At 69.4% G+C, this 17,212-nt stretch carries 12 protein-coding genes; 7 read left to right on the plus strand and 5 right to left on the minus strand.

Translation table 11 applies throughout. From position 1 onward, the window contains the following. Positions 1-29 precede the first annotated feature (29 nt). The 3 genes from EIZ45_RS07680 to EIZ45_RS07695 form a co-directional block, all read right to left on the minus strand. On the minus strand, positions 30-2,360 hold the full coding sequence (locus tag EIZ45_RS07680) for a transglycosylase domain-containing protein (RefSeq protein ID WP_205670013.1): 2,331 nt from the start codon (positions 2,358-2,360) through the stop codon (positions 30-32). A 534-nt stretch (positions 2,361-2,894) separates the two neighbouring features. Further along, positions 2,895-5,813: a transglycosylase domain-containing protein gene (locus EIZ45_RS07690; RefSeq protein ID WP_043831455.1), complete on the minus strand. Its 2,919-nt coding sequence runs from the start codon at positions 5,811-5,813 to the stop codon at positions 2,895-2,897. A gap of 70 nt (positions 5,814-5,883) precedes the next feature. Then, the gene (locus EIZ45_RS07695) at positions 5,884-6,285 is read right to left on the minus strand and encodes a DUF5318 domain-containing protein (protein ID WP_043831456.1); all 402 of its coding nucleotides are present in this window, start codon (positions 6,283-6,285) and stop codon (positions 5,884-5,886) included. A 244-nt stretch (positions 6,286-6,529) separates the two neighbouring features. Between EIZ45_RS07695 and EIZ45_RS07700 the strand changes: the two genes are divergently transcribed. Then, the gene (locus EIZ45_RS07700) at positions 6,530-7,087 is read left to right on the plus strand and encodes a PadR family transcriptional regulator (protein ID WP_037716279.1); all 558 of its coding nucleotides are present in this window, start codon (positions 6,530-6,532) and stop codon (positions 7,085-7,087) included. A gap of 66 nt (positions 7,088-7,153) precedes the next feature. Further along, positions 7,154-8,242 carry an inositol-3-phosphate synthase gene (locus tag EIZ45_RS07705; protein WP_134664210.1) on the plus strand — a complete coding sequence of 363 codons (1,089 nt, stop codon included), beginning with the start codon at positions 7,154-7,156 and terminating at the stop codon, positions 8,240-8,242. 64 nt (positions 8,243-8,306) lie between these two features. On the opposite strand, the gene EIZ45_RS07710 is transcribed toward EIZ45_RS07705, so the two are convergent. Both EIZ45_RS07710 and EIZ45_RS07715 read right to left on the minus strand, forming a co-directional pair. Continuing rightward, the gene (locus EIZ45_RS07710; RefSeq protein ID WP_134664212.1) at positions 8,307-9,164 is read right to left on the minus strand and encodes an SAM-dependent methyltransferase; all 858 of its coding nucleotides are present in this window, start codon (positions 9,162-9,164) and stop codon (positions 8,307-8,309) included. Positions 9,165-9,271: 107 nt separating this feature from the next. Next, positions 9,272-9,910, minus strand: coding sequence for an HAD family phosphatase (locus EIZ45_RS07715; RefSeq protein ID WP_134664214.1), 639 nt, complete (start codon positions 9,908-9,910; stop codon positions 9,272-9,274). 85 nt (positions 9,911-9,995) lie between these two features. Here EIZ45_RS07715 and EIZ45_RS07720 point away from each other — a divergent pair, with 85 nt between their 5' ends. The 5 genes from EIZ45_RS07720 (at position 9,996) to EIZ45_RS07740 (ending at position 17,203) form a co-directional block, all read left to right on the plus strand. Further along, positions 9,996-10,481 carry a MarR family winged helix-turn-helix transcriptional regulator gene (locus tag EIZ45_RS07720; protein WP_037809053.1) on the plus strand — a complete coding sequence of 162 codons (486 nt, stop codon included), beginning with the start codon at positions 9,996-9,998 and terminating at the stop codon, positions 10,479-10,481. Beyond that, positions 10,478-11,698, plus strand: coding sequence for an MFS transporter (locus EIZ45_RS07725; RefSeq protein WP_037809052.1), 1,221 nt, complete (start codon positions 10,478-10,480; stop codon positions 11,696-11,698). Before EIZ45_RS07720 ends, EIZ45_RS07725 begins: the two co-directional genes overlap by 4 nt. A 160-nt stretch (positions 11,699-11,858) precedes the next feature. Continuing rightward, positions 11,859-13,940: a PhoX family phosphatase gene (locus EIZ45_RS07730; protein ID WP_167756372.1), complete on the plus strand. Its 2,082-nt coding sequence runs from the start codon at positions 11,859-11,861 to the stop codon at positions 13,938-13,940. Positions 13,941-13,994: 54 nt separating this feature from the next. Then, positions 13,995-15,392, plus strand: a complete 1,398-nt coding sequence (locus tag EIZ45_RS07735; protein WP_134664216.1) for an SdrD B-like domain-containing protein — start codon at positions 13,995-13,997, stop codon at positions 15,390-15,392. Positions 15,393-15,532: 140 nt separating this feature from the next. Beyond that, positions 15,533-17,203, plus strand: a complete 1,671-nt coding sequence (locus tag EIZ45_RS07740) for a hypothetical protein (RefSeq protein WP_134736036.1) — start codon at positions 15,533-15,535, stop codon at positions 17,201-17,203. Positions 17,204-17,212 lie beyond the last annotated feature (9 nt).

A 17,212-nucleotide genomic window follows, 5' to 3' on the forward strand; every position in this document is an offset into this window, starting at 1 on the left:
CCCCCACCGTCGCGGCCACGGCCTTTTCCTTACTCCTGCGGCGGATCCTCACCGGTCGACGGTCCGCCGGTCGGCGGGTTGTGCGTCGACGACGGCTTGCCCGACGGCCAGTGCGGGAGCCCGCTCGGCCAATGCGGCTGGCTGGGCCCGCCGGTGATCGGCCCGCCGTGGTCGTTGCCGTCGCCGGGGTCCTCCGGTTCGTTGCCGGTGGTCTGCTGCGGCGGATGCTCGTCACCCGCGTTCTCGTCCCCCTGCGGCGGCGGGGCCTGCGCGCCGATCAGCTGCACCTGGTCGAACTTCTCCGCCGGCTTGCCCTTCAGATATCCGTCGAGGAACTTCTGCCACATCGGACCCGCGATCGTCGAACCGTAGATCGGCGACGTCCCCTTGCCGTGCAAGGCCTGGTCGCCGTCCGCGCCGACCCACGCGGCGACCGAGACCGACGGCGTGTAGCCGACCATCCAGGTCTGCGCGTTCGCGTTCGCTGCCCACGCCGGTTCGCCGGCTCGCTTCGTGTGCTGCTGGGTACCGGTCTTGCCGGCGCATTCGTGGCCGGACGGGCACTTCAGGTGCGAGAAGTCGATCACCGGACCCAGCGCCATGGTCACGTTGCCCGCGATCTGCTTGGCTTTGTCCGCGCTGCTGTCGAACGCCGGCTTGCCCGCGCTCGGCTGCGCCTCGTAGGCGACCTCCTTCTGGGAGTTGGTCACCTTCAGCACGAAGTGCCGGTCGCGCTGGATGCCGTTGGCGGCGAACGTCGCGTACGCGCTGGCCATGTCCGCGGGCGTGATCTGGGTGTTCCCGCCGCCGAGCGCGATGTTGGCGTCCGCGGTGGAGATCAGCGACTGGCCGCCGTTGTCCTTGGTCTTGACGCCCGCTTCCTGCGCGGCCTGCCCGACCGGGCCCGGATGCGTCTCGTTCAGCACCATGTCGTAGAACACCGTGTTCGCCGACCGTTTCATCGCCTCGGCGACCGTGCACTGCCCGGAGCAACTGGAGCTGGGACCCGCGTTGCGCACGACGCGGCCGTCGAAGACCCGGTTGTTGCTGCCGTCGAAGGTCGAGTTGATGCCCTTGCCCATCTTCAGGAAGGCGGTGAGGTCGAACGCCTTCATCGACGAACCGGGGTTCTGCGGCGTGTTCGCCCAGTCGCGAGCGGCCTGCTTCTTCCCGTTCACGTCGACCAGCCCCGGCCCGCCGTAGTACGCGAGCACCCCGCCGGTCTTCGGATCGACCGCCACCAGCGAATCGAGCAGCCGGTCGTCGGACTGGTCCTTCAACGCGTCCGTCGCGGCCTGGGTCGCGACCTCCTGGGCGTGCTTGTCGATGGTGGTCTGGACCGTGTATCCGCCCGCGAAGTACTTGTCGTCGTCGATGCCGTGCTGTGCCAGCTCGGCCTTCACCTGGTCGCGGATGAACCGGTACGGGGCGTTCGTTTCGTCCTTCGATTCCTCCAGCGGGATCACGTCCGGGAACTTCGCCGACTGCCGCTGCTGCGCGGTGATGTACTTGTTCTCGAGCATCCGGTCGAGCGCGGTGTTCCAGCGGCCTTGGGCCACCTTCGGGTTCTCCGAACGGCCCGGCTGCTGGATCAGCCCGGCGAGCAGCGCCGCCTCGGAGTAGTCCAGCTTGGAAACGTCCTTGTGGAAGAAGGCCTGCGACGCCGCGCCGATGCCGTACGCCCCGCGCCCGAAGTAAATGATGTTCAGGTACGCGGTGATGATGTCCTGTTTCTCGTACGTCTGGTTCATCTTGAAGGACTTCGCCAGCTCGGTCCATTTACGGGTGAGCGTCGGGGCGTCGTTGTCGGTGGCCTTCTTGATGTACTGCTGCGAGATCGTGGACCCGCCGCCCGCCTTGCCGGTGAGCTGGTTGAACGCCGCGCGGAGCAGACCGGTGACGTCGAAGCCGGAGTTGGTCTCGAACGTCGAGTCCTCGGTCGCGATCACCGCGTGCTTCACCACGTCCGGGATCTGCGCCGGGGTGAGGATCTGCCGGTTGCCGCCGGAGGGCACGTCCTTGCCCATCGGGCTGCCATCGGCGTAGAGGTAGGTGACGGCCTGGTTCTGGCCCTGCGCGATGCTCTGCGGCGAGGGCACGTCGACCATGAAGTAGGTGATCACGAAGGCGATCGCCGGGATCACGATGAAGATGCCGACGAACGCGTACGCACAGCGCCGGATGATCTTCCAGCGTCTCTTTTTGCGCTGCGCGGGCGTGCGGCCCTTCTTGTCCAGGTCTTCCGCCGGATACCCGTCGTCCGGGTCGAGCGGACCCTCGTCGCGGTACTCCGCGTCCCGGTAGCCGTCGTTGCGGTAGCCCGGATCGCGGTAATCGTCCTCGATCATCCGATGGGTCATCAGCTCCGGCTCGCGCTGCGGCGGCGGAACCGGGCGGCGGCCGGGAGGCGGCGGACGGCGGCCGGGCGGCGGCGGTGAACCCGCCGGGCCGGTCGGGCCGGCGGCGGGACGCTGCGGGCCGCGCGCCCACGGCGGCGGTCCGGGCTGGGACGGAGGTGGTTGACGCCGCGGGTCGGGATCCCGGTCGGGCCAGGAGCGGCTGCGGTCGTCGTTCACTGCGGATCCTCTTCTCGGACACGGGCAGCCTGCGGACGCAGAAGGCCCTCTGATGACCAGACGCGGCAACCCCGGTCGAGGTTCACTCTCCTGGCCGATCCCCTTCGCGGGGGAGGAGACCGTCGGTGAACCTACCGCACCCCCAGCCGGGCGGTACCGGCAAAAAGAGGCTCCTCTCCGCGGTGGAGAGGAGCCTCTTTTACTAATCCGACCAAAAGTAGGCCGACCCCGCAGCGGCACGTAACCGTTGCAGCGAAGTCATTCGGCCGTGGCTGACCGGACTAGTAACGATCGGCACAGTCGGGGTTCGGGCGCGGGTCAGCCGGTGCGCCGCGGCGGTTCGCCGTTCACCACGGGACCGCCGCCGGCTCCGGGGTTGCCGCCTTCGGTGCCGCCGCCGAAGATGCCGCCCGGCCGGGTCGGGCTGGTCGTCGTCGAGGACGGCGGATGCGACGAGCTGGTCGGCGGTGCCGACGACGAGGACGTCGTGGACGGCGGCGGCGCCTGCTCGCTGGACGTCTCGCGCGGCGGCGGGGGCGCCTTGCTCGAGGTGACGACCTCGTCCGCGTCCTTGCCGATCGGCTGCACCTTGTCGAACTTCTCGCCCGGCTTGTCCTTCAGATAGTTCGTCATGAAGTCCTGCCAGCTCGGACCCGCGATCGTCTTGCCGTAGATCGGCTTGCCGTTCTTGTCGTGCAGCGGCTTGTTGCCGTCGCCGCCGACCCAGACCGCGGCCGACACCGACGGCGTGTACCCGACCATCCAGGTCTGGGCGTTGCGGTCCTTGTACGAACTCGGGTCGCTGTCCTTCGGGTCGTACTGCTGGGTGCCGGTCTTGCCCGCGCACTCGTGGCCGCTCGGGCACTTGAGGTGCGATTCGGCGATGACCGGGATGAGCGCGTCGGTCACGTTGCCCGCGATCTGCTTGCTCTTGTCCGCGCTGTCGTCGAACGCGGGCTTTCCCTGCCCGTTGGTGTCGTCGAAGATGACCTCGTCCTGGGAGTTGGTGAGCTTCGCGACGAAGTGCTGGTCACGGCGCTGGCCGCCGGAGGCGAACGACGAGTAGCCGGCGGCCATGTCCTCCGGGGTGACCGCGGTGGCACCACCGCCGAGGGCGATGTTGGCGTCGCTCGTGCCGAGCTTGGCCTTGCCCTTGGGGGCGGGAATCACACCCGCCTCCTTCGCGGCTTCCGCGACCCTGGCCGGTTTCGTCCAGTTCAGCACCATGTCGTAGAACACGGTGTTCGCCGAGACCTCCATGGCCTTCTTGACCGTGCACTGCGGACCGCAGCTGGCGCTTTCGCCCGCGTTGCGGACCACGCGCCCGCCGAGTTCGCGGTTGTTGGTGCCGTCGAAGGTTTCGCCGAGCCCCTTGCCCATTTTGAGCCAGGCAGTGAGGTCGTAGGCCTTCATCGACGAGCCGGGGTTCTGCGGGGTGTTCGCCCAGTCGGTGGCGAGCACGTCCTTGCCCGCGTCGTTCTTCACCGTGGTCGGCCCGCCGTAATAGGCGAGCACGCCCCCGGTTCTCGGGTCGACGGCGACCAGCGCTCCCCGGAGGTTCTCGTCGGTCTGGCCCTCCATGTTGTCCTGGACGGACTGCACCGCGATCTTCTGCGCGTTCGGGTCGATTGTGGTGTAGATCTTCGCGCCGGTGGAGTACAGCTTGTCCTCGTCGTAGCCCTTGGCTTCCAGCTCCTGCACGATGCGCTGCCGGATGAAGTAGTCCAGCGTCCCCGCGTTCTCCTTTTTCTGCGAATCGCGCGGGATCATCGTGGGAAGCTGCGCGGCCTTGCGGTCGGCGGGCGAGAGCCAGTGGTTGGCCACCATCTGGTCCATCACGTAGCTCCACCGCTTCTGGACGTACGCGGTGTCGCGGTCGCGGCTCGGGCCCTGGATCATCCCGGCGAGCAGCGCCGCCTCGGAAGCGTTGAGCTGGCTGACGTCCTTGCCGAAGTACGCCTTCGACGCGGCGGCGATGCCGTTCGAGCCGCGGCCGAAGAAGACGATGTTCAGGTAGCCGGTGATGATGTCCGATTTGGACGTCTCGTTGTTGAGCTTGAACGACTTCGCCAGCTCGGTCCACTTACGCGTCAGCGTCGGGGCGTCGTTCTTGGTCGCCTGCTTGATGTACTGCTGCGAAATGGTCGAACCGCCGCCGGTGCCGCCGGTCGCCTGGTTGAAGACCGATCGCAGGATCGCCATCACGTTGAAGCCGGAGTTGGTCTCGAAGGTCGCGTCCTCCGCCGCGTACACGGCGTGCTTGACGACCTCGGGCACCTGGTTGGGCTGCAGCAGCTCGCGGTCGCCGCCCTCCGGGACTACCCGGCCCATCACCGATTTGTCGGCGTAATAGAAGGTGATCGGCTGGCTCTGCTTCGCGAGCACTTCCTGCGGGGAGGGCACGTCGACGGTGAAATAGGTGATCACGAACGCGATCGCGGGCACTACGACGAACAGGCCGAACATCGCGTACAGCACGCGCCGGACGATCTTCCACCGGCGTTTGCGGCGCTGCATCGGCGAGAGCGGGATCTTGGACTTCTTGCCGTCCTCCTCGCCTTCCGGGTCGTCCTCGAAGTCCGCGTCGTCCGAGTACTGCGCGAGGCGGGTTTCCTCGTCGTACGGGTCGTAGCGGTCGTCGTCGTACCGGTCGTCGTAGGGGGCGTAGCCGTTGTGCGCGGCGTGCGTGATCAGGTCCGGTTCGCGCTCCGCTTCCGGATAGGACGGCGGAGGCGGCGGCGGGACCCGGCGGCCTTGGGGCGGCCGTCCGCCGGGCGGCGGCTGCCGGAAGCCCTGGGTGGCGTTCCCGTTGGGACCGCCGTTCGGGCCGCCGCCGGGACCGGGGCGTCCGCGAGGAGGCTGGCGACGCGGCGGCGGCGCGCCCTGTCCGTCGAGGATCTGCGACGCACGGGTGCCCGAACCGCGGTCCTGCGGGCCGGGGCCCTGGGGCGGACGGCCTTGCGGCGCGCGGTTCTGCGGCGGGCGCTGCGGGCGGCGCGGTTCGTCGGCGGGCCACTGCGGACCGCCTTCGTCGCCGCTCGGCCATTCGGGACCGGCTTCGGCTCGCGGGGCGCGCGGCGGGCGGGGGCCGCCCGCGGGAGGACGGCGGGGCGGTGCGGGGCGCCGGGGCGCGTCGTCGGCTGGCCAGGCGGGACCGGGGTCCTCCTGCGGTCGCCGGGCACGGCGAGGTGCATCTGGCTCCTGGCTCGGCCAGGAGCGGTTGCGGTCGTCGTTCACGAATGGGCCTCCGAAGGCAGCACTGTCTGCACTGGCGCCGCCCCGCGTTCTGCAGCGGTTGTGGTACTCGTCACTGCCCGGCAGTCCTTCGCGGCCGGGTCGGCTGGGGCTCTCCCGTGCCGAGGACATAGGACAGGACCAGATGGTTCCAATGGCACGTCCGGCACACCTCTACGTCATAGACGGTGAACTCCCCGAAAATCCCCGACATCCGGGCGAGTTCGGCGGGGGTGCGTGCCGATCCCGAGACGTGCTTCAACTCGTCGCCGTACACCCAGGAGACGAGGTGCAGCGGAGCCCGGCGGCACATCGGACAGGCCCGGTCCTCGGGTCTGCCGTGGAATTTCGCCGCGCGGAGCAGGTACGGGCTCGCGTCGCAGACCTCGTGGTCTCCGACGCGCCCGGAGCGGACGCCGGCCAGCAGCGCACGGCGCTGCAAGGCGTAATCCACAACCTGCCGCTGGTTTCGCACGAGGACAGAGTACGGGCTCTTGCTGTGTCCGCGGTGCCCCCTGCTTTCCCGCACCCTGGGCGACCGTTCGGACACGCCGAAAGTTAGATAACGCTCTGGTCACGGATCGGCGGGCGGATGCTGGTCGCGGGTTACTTCCGCCACTTCGATGTATCGGCGCGATATAATCGGCGAGTAGGTTGGCTGAGCCGGTCCCGGTGATCAACGAGGCTGGCCGCGGCGTATTCCCGGAATGGGGTGTGGTGTGCTCGAACTCGCGATCCTCGGATTGCTGCACGAGGCGCCCATGCACGGGTACGTGCTGCGCAAACGTTTGCACGAGACGCTCGGGATGTTCCGGACGTTCTCGTACGGCTCGCTGTATCCGACCTTGCGCCGGCTGCTGCGGGCCGGTTACCTCGTCGAGGAGTTCGACGAGGCGGACGACCGGGCGTGGTCCCGGCGCGGCCGCCGCGTCTACAAGCTCACCGCCGAGGGCAAGGAACGCTTCGCCGAACTGCTCGGCGACGCGGGACCGCAGACGTGGGACGACGAGGGATTCGGCGTCCACCTGGCGTTCTTCTCGCGGACACCGGCCGACGTCAGGATGCGAATCCTGGAAGGCCGCCGCCGCCGCGTCGAGGAGCGGCGCGAAGGCTTGCGGGACGCGCTGGCCAGGGCCGAGGAGAAGATCGACCGCTACACCCGCGAGCTGCACCGGCTGGGGCTGGAGTCGAGCGAGCGGGAGGTGCGCTGGCTCAACGAGCTGATCGCGCACGAACAAGCCGAGCAGCGCGGCCCGGAGCAGCCGGGACCGAGTTGAGCGGCGGGCCGCAACGGGGCGGCAGACCTGCAGATGCAAGTGAATGAGATTGAAGGAGAAACCGGCATGGGCGAGAACCGCCGCGTTCGGGTGGCCATCGTGGGCGTCGGCAACTGCGCCTCGTCGCTGGTCCAGGGTGTGCAGTACTACCGCGACGCGGATCCCGGTGCGCGCGTCCCCGGTTTGATGCACGTCCAGTTCGGCGACTACCACGTGCGCGACATCGAGTTCGTCGCCGCGTTCGACGTCGACGCGAAGAAGGTCGGCCGGGACCTCTCGGAGGCTATCTCCGCCAGCGAGAACAACACGATCAAGATCGCCGACGTGCCGCCGCTCGGCGTCACCGTCCAGCGCGGGCACACCTTCGACGGCCTCGGCCGCTTCTACCGCGAGACCATCGAGGAGTCCGACGAGGCTCCGGTCGACATGGTCGCCGCGCTGCGCGACGCGCAGGTCGACGTGCTCGTCTCCTACCTTCCCGTCGGGTCCGAAGAGGCCGACAAGTTCTACGCGCAGGCCGCGATCGACGCGAACGTCGCGTTCGTCAACGCGCTGCCGGTGTTCATCGCCTCCGACCCGGAGTGGGCGAAGAAGTTCGAGGACGCGGGCGTCCCGATCGTCGGCGACGACATCAAGTCCCAGGTCGGCGCCACCATCACGCACCGCGTGCTGGCGAAGCTGTTCGAGGACCGCGGCGTGCAGCTCGACCGCACGATGCAGCTCAACGTGGGCGGGAACATGGACTTCCTGAACATGAAGGAGCTCGAGCGGCTCGAGTCGAAGAAGATCTCGAAGACCCAGTCGGTCACGTCGCAGGTGGACCGCGAGCTCGGCAAGGGCAATGTCCACATCGGACCGTCGGACTACGTGCAGTGGCTCGACGACCGCAAGTGGGCCTACGTCCGCCTCGAGGGCCGCGCGTTCGGCGACGTGCCGCTGAACCTGGAGTACAAGCTCGAGGTGTGGGACTCCCCCAACTCGGCGGGCATCATCATCGACGCGGTGCGCGCGGCGAAGATCGCCAAGGACCGCGGCATCGGCGGCCCGATCCTGTCCGCCTCGTCCTACTTCATGAAGTCGCCGCCGGAGCAGTACGACGACTCGACCGCCCGCGACGCGGTCGACGCCTTCATCCGCGGTGAAGTCGAGCGCTGATCCCAGCCTGACCGTCCGTGAAGGACTCCTTGCGGGAACGCCTGCAGGGAGTCCTTCACGGCGTTTAGGGCAGGTCGGCGGTGACCAGTTCGGTTTTGGTCATGGCGTCGCCGAGCGGGTCGGGCAGGTGTCTGCCGTAACTGGCGGCGAGATCGCCCGCGCGGTCGACGGTCGTCTGCCAGCCTTGCCGGACGAGCCATTCGACCGGGTTGCGGCGCGGTTCGGTCGAAAGCACGTCGTTCACGTCGAGGCCCAGCCGCGCTCCCGCGTCCGACGACCGGATGGTGTCGAGGATGTCGGTGCTGCCGAGGTCGGGGATGTGCTCGATGCCGATCCGGCTGCCCGGCGCGCTGCGAGCGTGCACGAGGTCGAACAGCAGCTCCTCCGCCCGCGGGGGCAGGTACGGCAGCAATCCCTCGGCGATCCACACCGCGGGGCGGCCGCGGTCGAATCCGGCGTTTTCCAAGGCGGCGGGCCAGTCCTCGCGCAGGTCGGCTCCGATCGCGTGGCGACGGCAGCGCGGGGCCGCGCCGAGTCCGTCCAGGACGTCCTGTTTGAACGCGAGCACTCGCGGCTGGTCCACCTCGAAGACGTCGCGGCCGGACAGGTCCAGCCGGTAGGCGCGGGCGTCGAGCCCGGCCGCGAGGATCACGACCTGCGGTGCGTCCGTGCCGGTGACCACCTCGTCGAAGAACCGGGACCGCACCGCGAGGTACGCGGCCATCGCCGTCCAGAGAGCGTCGTCGACCGGTTCGACCGGCATCGGCCGCGGCGGATTCGCGGCGCGGACGAACTCCGCCGCATACGGGTCTTCGATCAGCGGATCCGGGGACACCGTCGCGATCGCCCGGCCCGCCGCGACCCCGAGCGCGGTCAGTCCGACGCTGCTGACGATGTCCCAATCCTGGTCCGGTGCAGCCATGTCCACCCCTTGTGCCGATCTTGTTGGCAGGCGTTCAGGATGGCACTGCGCGACCGGGCGGATACCGGCTGCGACCGATTTGGGGTTATTTGCCGCTGTGGGCTGCGTCACTCACGGAGCGCGGCGGGCAGCGCGGCCAGATTCGGCAGCACCGTGGCGTCCCGCAGTGCCTCCGGGTCCGGCGGGAAATGCGGGTTCGGCACCGCGAACACCTTCATGTCCGCCGCGAACGCCGCGCGCAGGCCGTTGGTCGAGTCCTCGACCGCGGCGCAGCGGGACGCTTCGACGTTCAGCAGCATCGCCGCGCGCAGGTAGACGTCCGGCGCCGGCTTGCCCGCGGCCACTTCCTCGCTCGACACCGCGACCGGGACCAGCGACGTCAGGTCGCACGCGGTCAGGAACGAGTGGATCAGCACCGGCGGCGACGAGCTGGCGATCGCGACCGGCCAGTGCCGGGAGATCTCGCGCACGACCTGGTCCGCGCCGTCGATCACCGGCGGCCGGTCGGCGTAGCGGGCGGCCATCTCGTCGATCACCGTGCGCGCGATTTCGTCCGGGGTGAGCCGCGCGCCCAGCGTTTCCACCAGGTAGTTCGCCCATTCCGGCGTGCTCATCCCCTGCTGGGCGCGGGTCGCCTCGGGCCGCCAGGTCCCGCCGTGCTCGGCGACTACCGCGCGGCGCACCTCGTCCCACGTCGTCTCGGAGTCCACCAGTACGCCGTCGAGGTCGAAGATCACCGCATCCACTGGTCCAGCCTAAGGGTCCTGGACTGGACCACCTTGTGAGCCGAATTACTTCGCCACGCTAACTAATTTTTGTTAGCGTGGCTAAGTGACTTCCTCGATGGGCGATCTGGCGCACCGGCTGCGGCCGGTGGTGTTCCGGCTGTACTACCTGGTGCGCCGCGAATCCGCGCAGCTGCTGACCCTGACTCAGGGGTCGGTGCTGTCGGAGCTGGTCGGCCGGGGGCCGAGCCGGATGAGCAGGCTCTCGAGCCTCGAGCGCGTGCGGATGCCGTCGATGACCGACGTCGTGCGCAGGCTCGAACGGCTCGGCATGGTGACCCGCCGTCCCGATCCCGACGACGGGCGCGCCGTGCTCGTGGAAGCCACCCCGGAAGGCGAGCGGTTCTACGCCGAGATGATCGCGGGCCGGGAGGCGGAGCTGCGGGCGCGGCTCGACCGGCTCGACCCGGACGAGCGCGCCGCCATCGACGCCGCGCTCCCCGCGCTCACCAAGCTGATCGCCGACTTCCACCGTGACGACCCCGCCGCGGAACTCGCTGTTATGTCTGAAGGAGGAACTGATCCGCGATGAGCGCTGAGCACCACTCGAGCCTGCTGGACGCGGTCAAGGGCCAGCCCAAACAGGTGTGGATCACCGCGTTCGCCGCGGTCATCGCGTTCATGGGCATCGGCCTCGTCGACCCGATCCTGCTGTCCATCGCCAAGGGGCTGAACGCTTCGCCGTCCCAGGTCACGCTGCTGTTCACGTCGTATCTCGGCGTGCAGGTGATCGCGATGCTCTTCACTGGCGCGATGTCCGCCCGGTTCGGGGCCAAGCGGACCGTGCTGGTCGGGCTGACCCTGATCGTCGCCGCGACCGCGCTGTGCGCCGCGGCGGGTTCGATCGAACAGCTCGTCGGCCTGCGTGCGGTGTGGGGGCTGGGCAACGCTTTCTTCATCGCCACCGCGCTGTCGGTGATCGTCGGCGCGGCGACCGGCGGCCAGTCCGGCGCGATCCTGCTTTACGAGGCCGCGCTCGGCGTCGGTCTCGCGGTCGGCCCGCTGCTCGGCGCGCTGCTGGGCACGATCTCGTGGCGCGGTCCGTTCCTCGGCACCGCAGTGCTGATGATCGCCGCGCTGGTGCTGTGCTCGATCTTCCTGAAGAGCGACTCGCACGAGAAACGCGAACCGATCAAGCTGCTCGACCCGATCCGCGCGCTCAAGCACCCCGGTCTGCTGCGGACGTCGATCGCCTCGGCGCTCTACACCGCCGCCTTCTTCGCGGTGCTCGCCTGGTCCCCGTTCGTGCTCGGCTGGAACGCGATCGCGGTCGGCCTGATCTTCTGCGGCTGGGGCCTGTGCGTGGCGATCGCCGGCGTGGTGCTCGCGCCGAAGATGGCCGCCCGCTTCGGCGAACGGCACGCGGCCGCGCTGGCGGTGACCGGGTACACGGTGCTGATGCTGGTGCTCGCCATCCCGAGCAAGCCGGTGGTGGTCGTCGGGATCATCGTGTCCGGGCTGGTTTCCGGGCTGCTGAACACGCTCTTCACCGGGACCGCGATGTCGATCAGCGACGCGCCGCGGCCGGTCGCGAGCGCCGGGTACAACTTCTGCCGCTGGTTCGGCGGCGCGATCGCGGCGACGCTCGTCGGGCACGTCGCCGAGTGGATGGGCTGGGAGCAGGGTCCGTTCCTGGTCGCCGCCGTGCTCTGCGTGATCGCCGCCGTGCTGCTTTCGCAGCGCGAGAAGAAGGCCGACCCGCACACCGTGCCGAAGGAGGCCGCGCTCGTCGGCGACGAGGAGTTCTGAGCCGTTTCGCGACACTCGGCGATCGCCCCCGGACTGTCTGTTCGGGGGCGATCGCCGTCTTTGCGCGAATACATCCGCCGTTAACCTTTTAGTCTGATTCAGGGGGTTTTCGCCGCATACGGTCGCCGGGTTCCCACCGAGAAGCGACCCTGGAGGCCCCGTGTCCCTGGAGCCTGGACGACTGCTGCCCTTGTTCACCGCGCATTCCGGCGGCCGGTCACCGATCACCTGCGAATACCGCTGCGGCAACGCGTGCGCGCACGAGGCCCCGAACCCGACCGGCAACGAATACTTCGGCGACATCGCCAAGGGCGTCTCGCGGCGCGGCGTGTTCAAGGCCGGCGCGGTGATGGCCGCGGCCGCGGGCGGGTTCGCCGCGCTGTCCGGCACCGCCGCCGCGGCCACGCCGGCCCAGGCCCCGGCACCGCTGGCGAAGGGCCGCACCGTGCCCGGCACCGACTTCACGCCGGTGCCGCCGAACAAGCTCGACGCCGTCAGCATCCCCGACGGGTACGCCCAGCACGTGGTGATCCGCTGGGGCGACCCGGTGGTCCCCGGCGCGCCGAAGTTCGATTTCCGCAAGCAGACCGCGGCCGCGCAAGCCAAGCAGTTCGGCTACAACAACGACTTCGTCGGCTTGATTCCGCAGGACCCGCTCGGCCTGCGCAATCTGCTCGTGGTCAACCACGAGTACACCACCGAGGTGCACCTCTTCCCGGCCGATCAGTACGACCCGGCCAACCCCACCGAGGAGCAGGTGAAGATCGCCTGGGCGGCGCACGGACTGTCGGTGCTGCAGACCCTGCGCGACCCGATCGGCGGCGCGCTGCGCACCGTTCCGAGCCCGCTCAACCGGCGGATCACGCTCGACACGATTTTCGAGGTGCGCGGTCCGGCGGCCGGTTCGAAGTACCTCAAGACGTCGGCCGACCCGTCCGGCAAGCGCGTGCGCGGCACGCAGAACAACTGCTCCGGCGGCGTCACGCCGTGGGGCACCGTGCTGTCCGGCGAGGAGAACTTCCACCAGTACTTCGCGCACGCGGACAAGGTGTCCGACCCGGCGCAGGCCGCGCGGCTCAAGCGGTACGCGATCGGCACCGGCGAGAGCACGCGCAAGTGGGAGCGCTTCGACCAGCGCTGGGACGTTTCGCGCGAGCCCAACGAGCCCAACCGGTTCGGCTGGGTCGTGGAAATCGACCCGAACGACCCGCATTCCACGCCGGTCAAGCACACCGCGCTCGGCCGGTTCAAGCACGAGGCGGCGAACGTCAAGATCACCGCGGACGGCCGGGTCGCGGTGTACTCCGGCGACGACGAGCGGTTCGAGTACATCTACAAGTTCGTCTCGAAGGGCAAGTACAAGAAGGGGCATTCCGCGCTCGCCCGGCGGCACAACTCGGCGCTGCTGGACGACGGAACCCTGTACGTCGCGAAGTTCTCCGGCGACAGCCCCGGCGAGATCGACGGTTCCGGCAAGCTGCCCGCCGACGGCGAGTTCGACGGCACCGGCGAGTGGATCCCCCTTGCCAGCGGCGACAAGTCCTTTGTGGACGGATTCACCGCGGAGGAGGTCTACGTGTTCACCCGCCAGGCCGCCGACCGCGCCGGGGCGACCAAAATGGACCGTCCGGAGGACATCGAGCCGAACCCGGTCAACGGCCGGATCTACGCCGCGCTCACCAACAACTCCGACCGCGGCGCGGCGGGCAAGGCGGGTCCGGACGAGGCGAACCCGCGCACCCGCAACAAAAACGGGCACGTCCTGGAATGGGACGAGGACCGCGGCGACTCGGCCGCGACCCGGTTCTCCTGGCGGCTGCTGCTCGTCTGCGGCGACCCGGCCACGGCCGACACCTACTTCGGCGGTTTCCCGAAGGACCAGGTCAGCCCGATCTCGTGCCCCGACAACGTGGCCTTCGACCCGCACGGCAACCTGTGGATCTCGACCGACGGCAACACCCTCGGCGCGAACGACGGCCTCTTCTCGGTCCCGGTGGCCGGACCGGAGCGCGGGCACGTGAAGCAGTTCCTGTCCGTGCCGGTCGGCGCCGAGACGTGCGGTCCGGTCGTCACCGAGAACCTCGTGCTCGTCGCGGTGCAGCACCCCGGCGAGGACGCGCCGAGTTCGGCGAACCCGACCTCGCACTGGCCGGACGGCGGAAGCTCCCAGCCGCGGCCCGCGATCGTGTCGGTCTGGAAGAAGGGCTCCTTCGGATTGCCGGGTCGGATCGGGCGCCGGTAACACTTTGGGGTGTTTCTTACCGCCGATCGGGCTTGCTGGGTCTAGCTTCACCGCGTGAGGCGGGCAAGGAAAGTCGCGATCGGACGCACGGCGGGCGCGGCGGCGGGCACTGCGATGCTGGTCGGCGCGCTCGCCGTCGTCACTCCCGGGTCGGCTCCCGCCGAGGGGGCCCCGGAGTGCGGCGGCATCGCGGCCAACCCGAGCGTGGAGGACGCCGGTTCGCCCGGCGGAGCGCCGAGCGGGTATTTGTTCAGCCCCGCCGCGCCGGTTCCGCGCAGCACCCCGCCGGACCGGGTGCCGAAGCTCGTCACCAGCACCGCACACGCGGTCGACGGGCACGTCAACGCCCAGATCCAGACGCCGGACGGCCGGGTCAGCTCGGCTGCCCAGCAGGTGAAAGCCGTGCCTGGCGGGCAATACTCGCTGTCGGTGTGGGCAGGGACGGCGCAATCCGGCCTCGGTTCGCGCGCGAGCGCGACCACCGGGCTGCGCTTCGCGGACCGCACTGGGCGCGTACTGGCGGAAAAACCGCTCGCGGTCACGCACGACGTCGCGTCCGACGGCAGGCTCGCGCAACAGCAGTTGCCGCCGTTCACCGCGCCGGACGACACCGCGGCGGTCTCGTTTTTCGCCAGCACCAACCACAACTGGGTGCTGTGGGACTGCGTGCACGTGGCCCTCGCCGCGTTCGCGGTGAAGATGGAGGTGCGGAATCCGGCGGACGGAACGTGGGGCCCGTCGGCTGCCATCCCGGCCGGCGACGCCGCGCACTTCCGCATTTCCGTCTCCAACACCGGGTCCCAGCCGCTCACCGGATTGCTCGTGAAGGACCCGTGGTGCTCCGGTCTCCCCGGCGCGTTCGACCTCGCCGCCAACGCGTCGCGGGAACTCACCTGTGACCACCCGAACCTCACCGAGGACGACAACGGGCACGTCAACACCGCGAAGGTCACCGGCACCGGTCCGGGCGGCCCGCTCGCCGAGCAGAAGGCCACCGCGACGGTCACCGTCACGCCGCAGCCCGCGGTCGGCAAGATCGGCGACCGCGCGTGGAAAGACCTGAACCGCAACGGCACGCAGGACGAGGACGAACCCGGCTTCCCGGAGCTGCCGGTCACGCTCAAGGACGGCGCGGGCGGCACCGTCGCCACCGCGCGCACGAACGCCGACGGCAGTTACCTGTTCGATCAGCGCAAGGACGGCACCTACCAGGTGTGCTTCGACATCTCGAAACTGCCCGACGGGCTCACCGTCACCCAGCGCGGCGCGGGCGCACCGGGTCTGGACTCGGCCGTCGATCCGGCGACCGGCTGCACCTCGCCGTTCACCCTCGGCGGCAAGGAGCGCGAGCGGATGGACCTGGACATCGGCCTCGCCCCGCCGGCGCCGACCGTCCCGCCCGCGCCGAGCGGACCGCCGATGCCGACCGCCTCCGCCTCGGCCGACCGCTGACGGTCTGTGAAGGACTCCTTAGGGGAATCTGATTCCCTCAAGGAGTCCTTCACGGACGTTCGCGGAACCGCCGAGCGTCGCCGGTGGGCGGATGCGAGACTGTGGCTGCACGTCACGTCTCGGGGAGGTCTGGACCAATCATGACCGCGGCCGCCGACCCGCTCCCGTGGTACCGCCGCCCGATGACCTGGACGTGGGCCGCCGCCGGGGCGGTTCTCGTGCTGTACACGGTGCTCGCCTGGCAGCGCCGGTGGATGAGCGACGACGGGCTGCTCGTGCTCCGCACCGTCCGGCAGATCCTCGCCGGGAACGGTCCGGTGTTCAACGTCGGCGAGCGCGTCGAGGCGAGCACGAGTCCGTTGTGGACCTGGCTGCTCGCCGGAATCGGCACGATTCCCGGACCGCCGCTCGAATGGATCGCGGTGATCACCGGCCTGCTGTGCGCCGTCGGCGGCCTGTTCTTCGGCCTGGACGGGGCACGTCGGCTCTACGCCGGACCCGTGGCTCCCGCCGGTGCGCTGATCGTGTGCGCGCTGCCGCCGTTCCGCGACTTCGCGACTTCCGGGCTGGAAACCGGCCTGGTGTTGCTGTGGCTCGGACTGAGCTGGTGGCTGCTGGTGCGCGGCAAAACGCCGGTCGCCACCGCGATCGTGCTCGGACTCGGCCCGCTCGTCCGGCCGGACCTGGCGTTGTTCAGCATGGTCGGCTTCGTCGCCCTGGTGCTTCTGCTCCGCCCGCGATGGCTTGCCGCGCTGGGCTGGCTTGGCGCGGGAATCGCGATTCCGGTGGCATACCAAGTGTTTCGGATGGGCTACTACGGGCTGCTCACGCCGAACACCGCGCTCGCGAAGGAAGCGGCCAACAGCGACTGGCCACGCGGCTTCGCGTATCTGGCTGACCTGATCAGCCCGTATGTGCTGTGGATTCCGTTGCTGCTGCTGGTGATTGCCGCGATACTGGTGCGCCGGTCGCGGATCCTGTTGCTGACTCCGTCGATCGCCGCGCTGTTGCTCGCGCTGTACGTCGTGCGCGTCGGCGGAGATTTCATGCACGGCCGGATGTTGCTGCCCGCGTTGTTCGTGCTGCTGCTTCCGGTCATGGCGGTCCCGCTGACCCGGAAGACCATCGCGTTCGTCGCCGGGGTCGCCGCGTGGTCGGTAGCCGCGGGCGGCTGGCTGCGCGTGCCGTACGAAGGCACCCACCAAGCGGTGAGCGTCACCGACGAACGCGGCTACTGGGCCTGGGCGACTGGACACGAACATCCGGTGCTGGCGACGGATTACCTCGGCCAGGACATCATCCGCCACGCCGTCGACGCGGTGCAGGCGACGAAGCAGCCAGCCGTGCTCGTCTACAGCTACGGCGACGTGAAGCAGTGGTTCCGCTTCCCGACCACCCGGCCGTACGTGACCATGGCGGCCGACAGCATGGGCGCGATCAGCAACATCGTGTCGCTCGACGTGCGCATCCACGACGGCTACGGCCTGGCCAGCGACCTGGCCGCGCACTCGTCGTCGATCCCCAATGGCCGTCCCGGGCACTCGAAGTGGCTGGTCGCGGCCTGGGAAATCGCCGAAGCCGGATACGGCGACTACGCCACCGACGGCGAGATCCGGATGTTCCAGCCCGCCGAAATCGACGCCGCCCGTGTCGCGCTGCGCTGCCCCGACGTGCAGAACGTTCTGGCCTCCACCCGCGAACCGCTCACTTGGAGTCGGTTTATCGACAATCTCACCGGCGCTCCGCATCGCACGGAAATCCGCTACCCGCGCGACCCGTGGGCCGCGGTCTCCTGCGCCCCGGCGAAGTGATCGCCGACT

The organism is Amycolatopsis sp. CFH S0740 (assembly GCF_004522315.1).
GTDB classification, from domain to species: Bacteria; Actinomycetota; Actinomycetes; order Mycobacteriales; family Pseudonocardiaceae; genus Amycolatopsis; species Amycolatopsis nivea.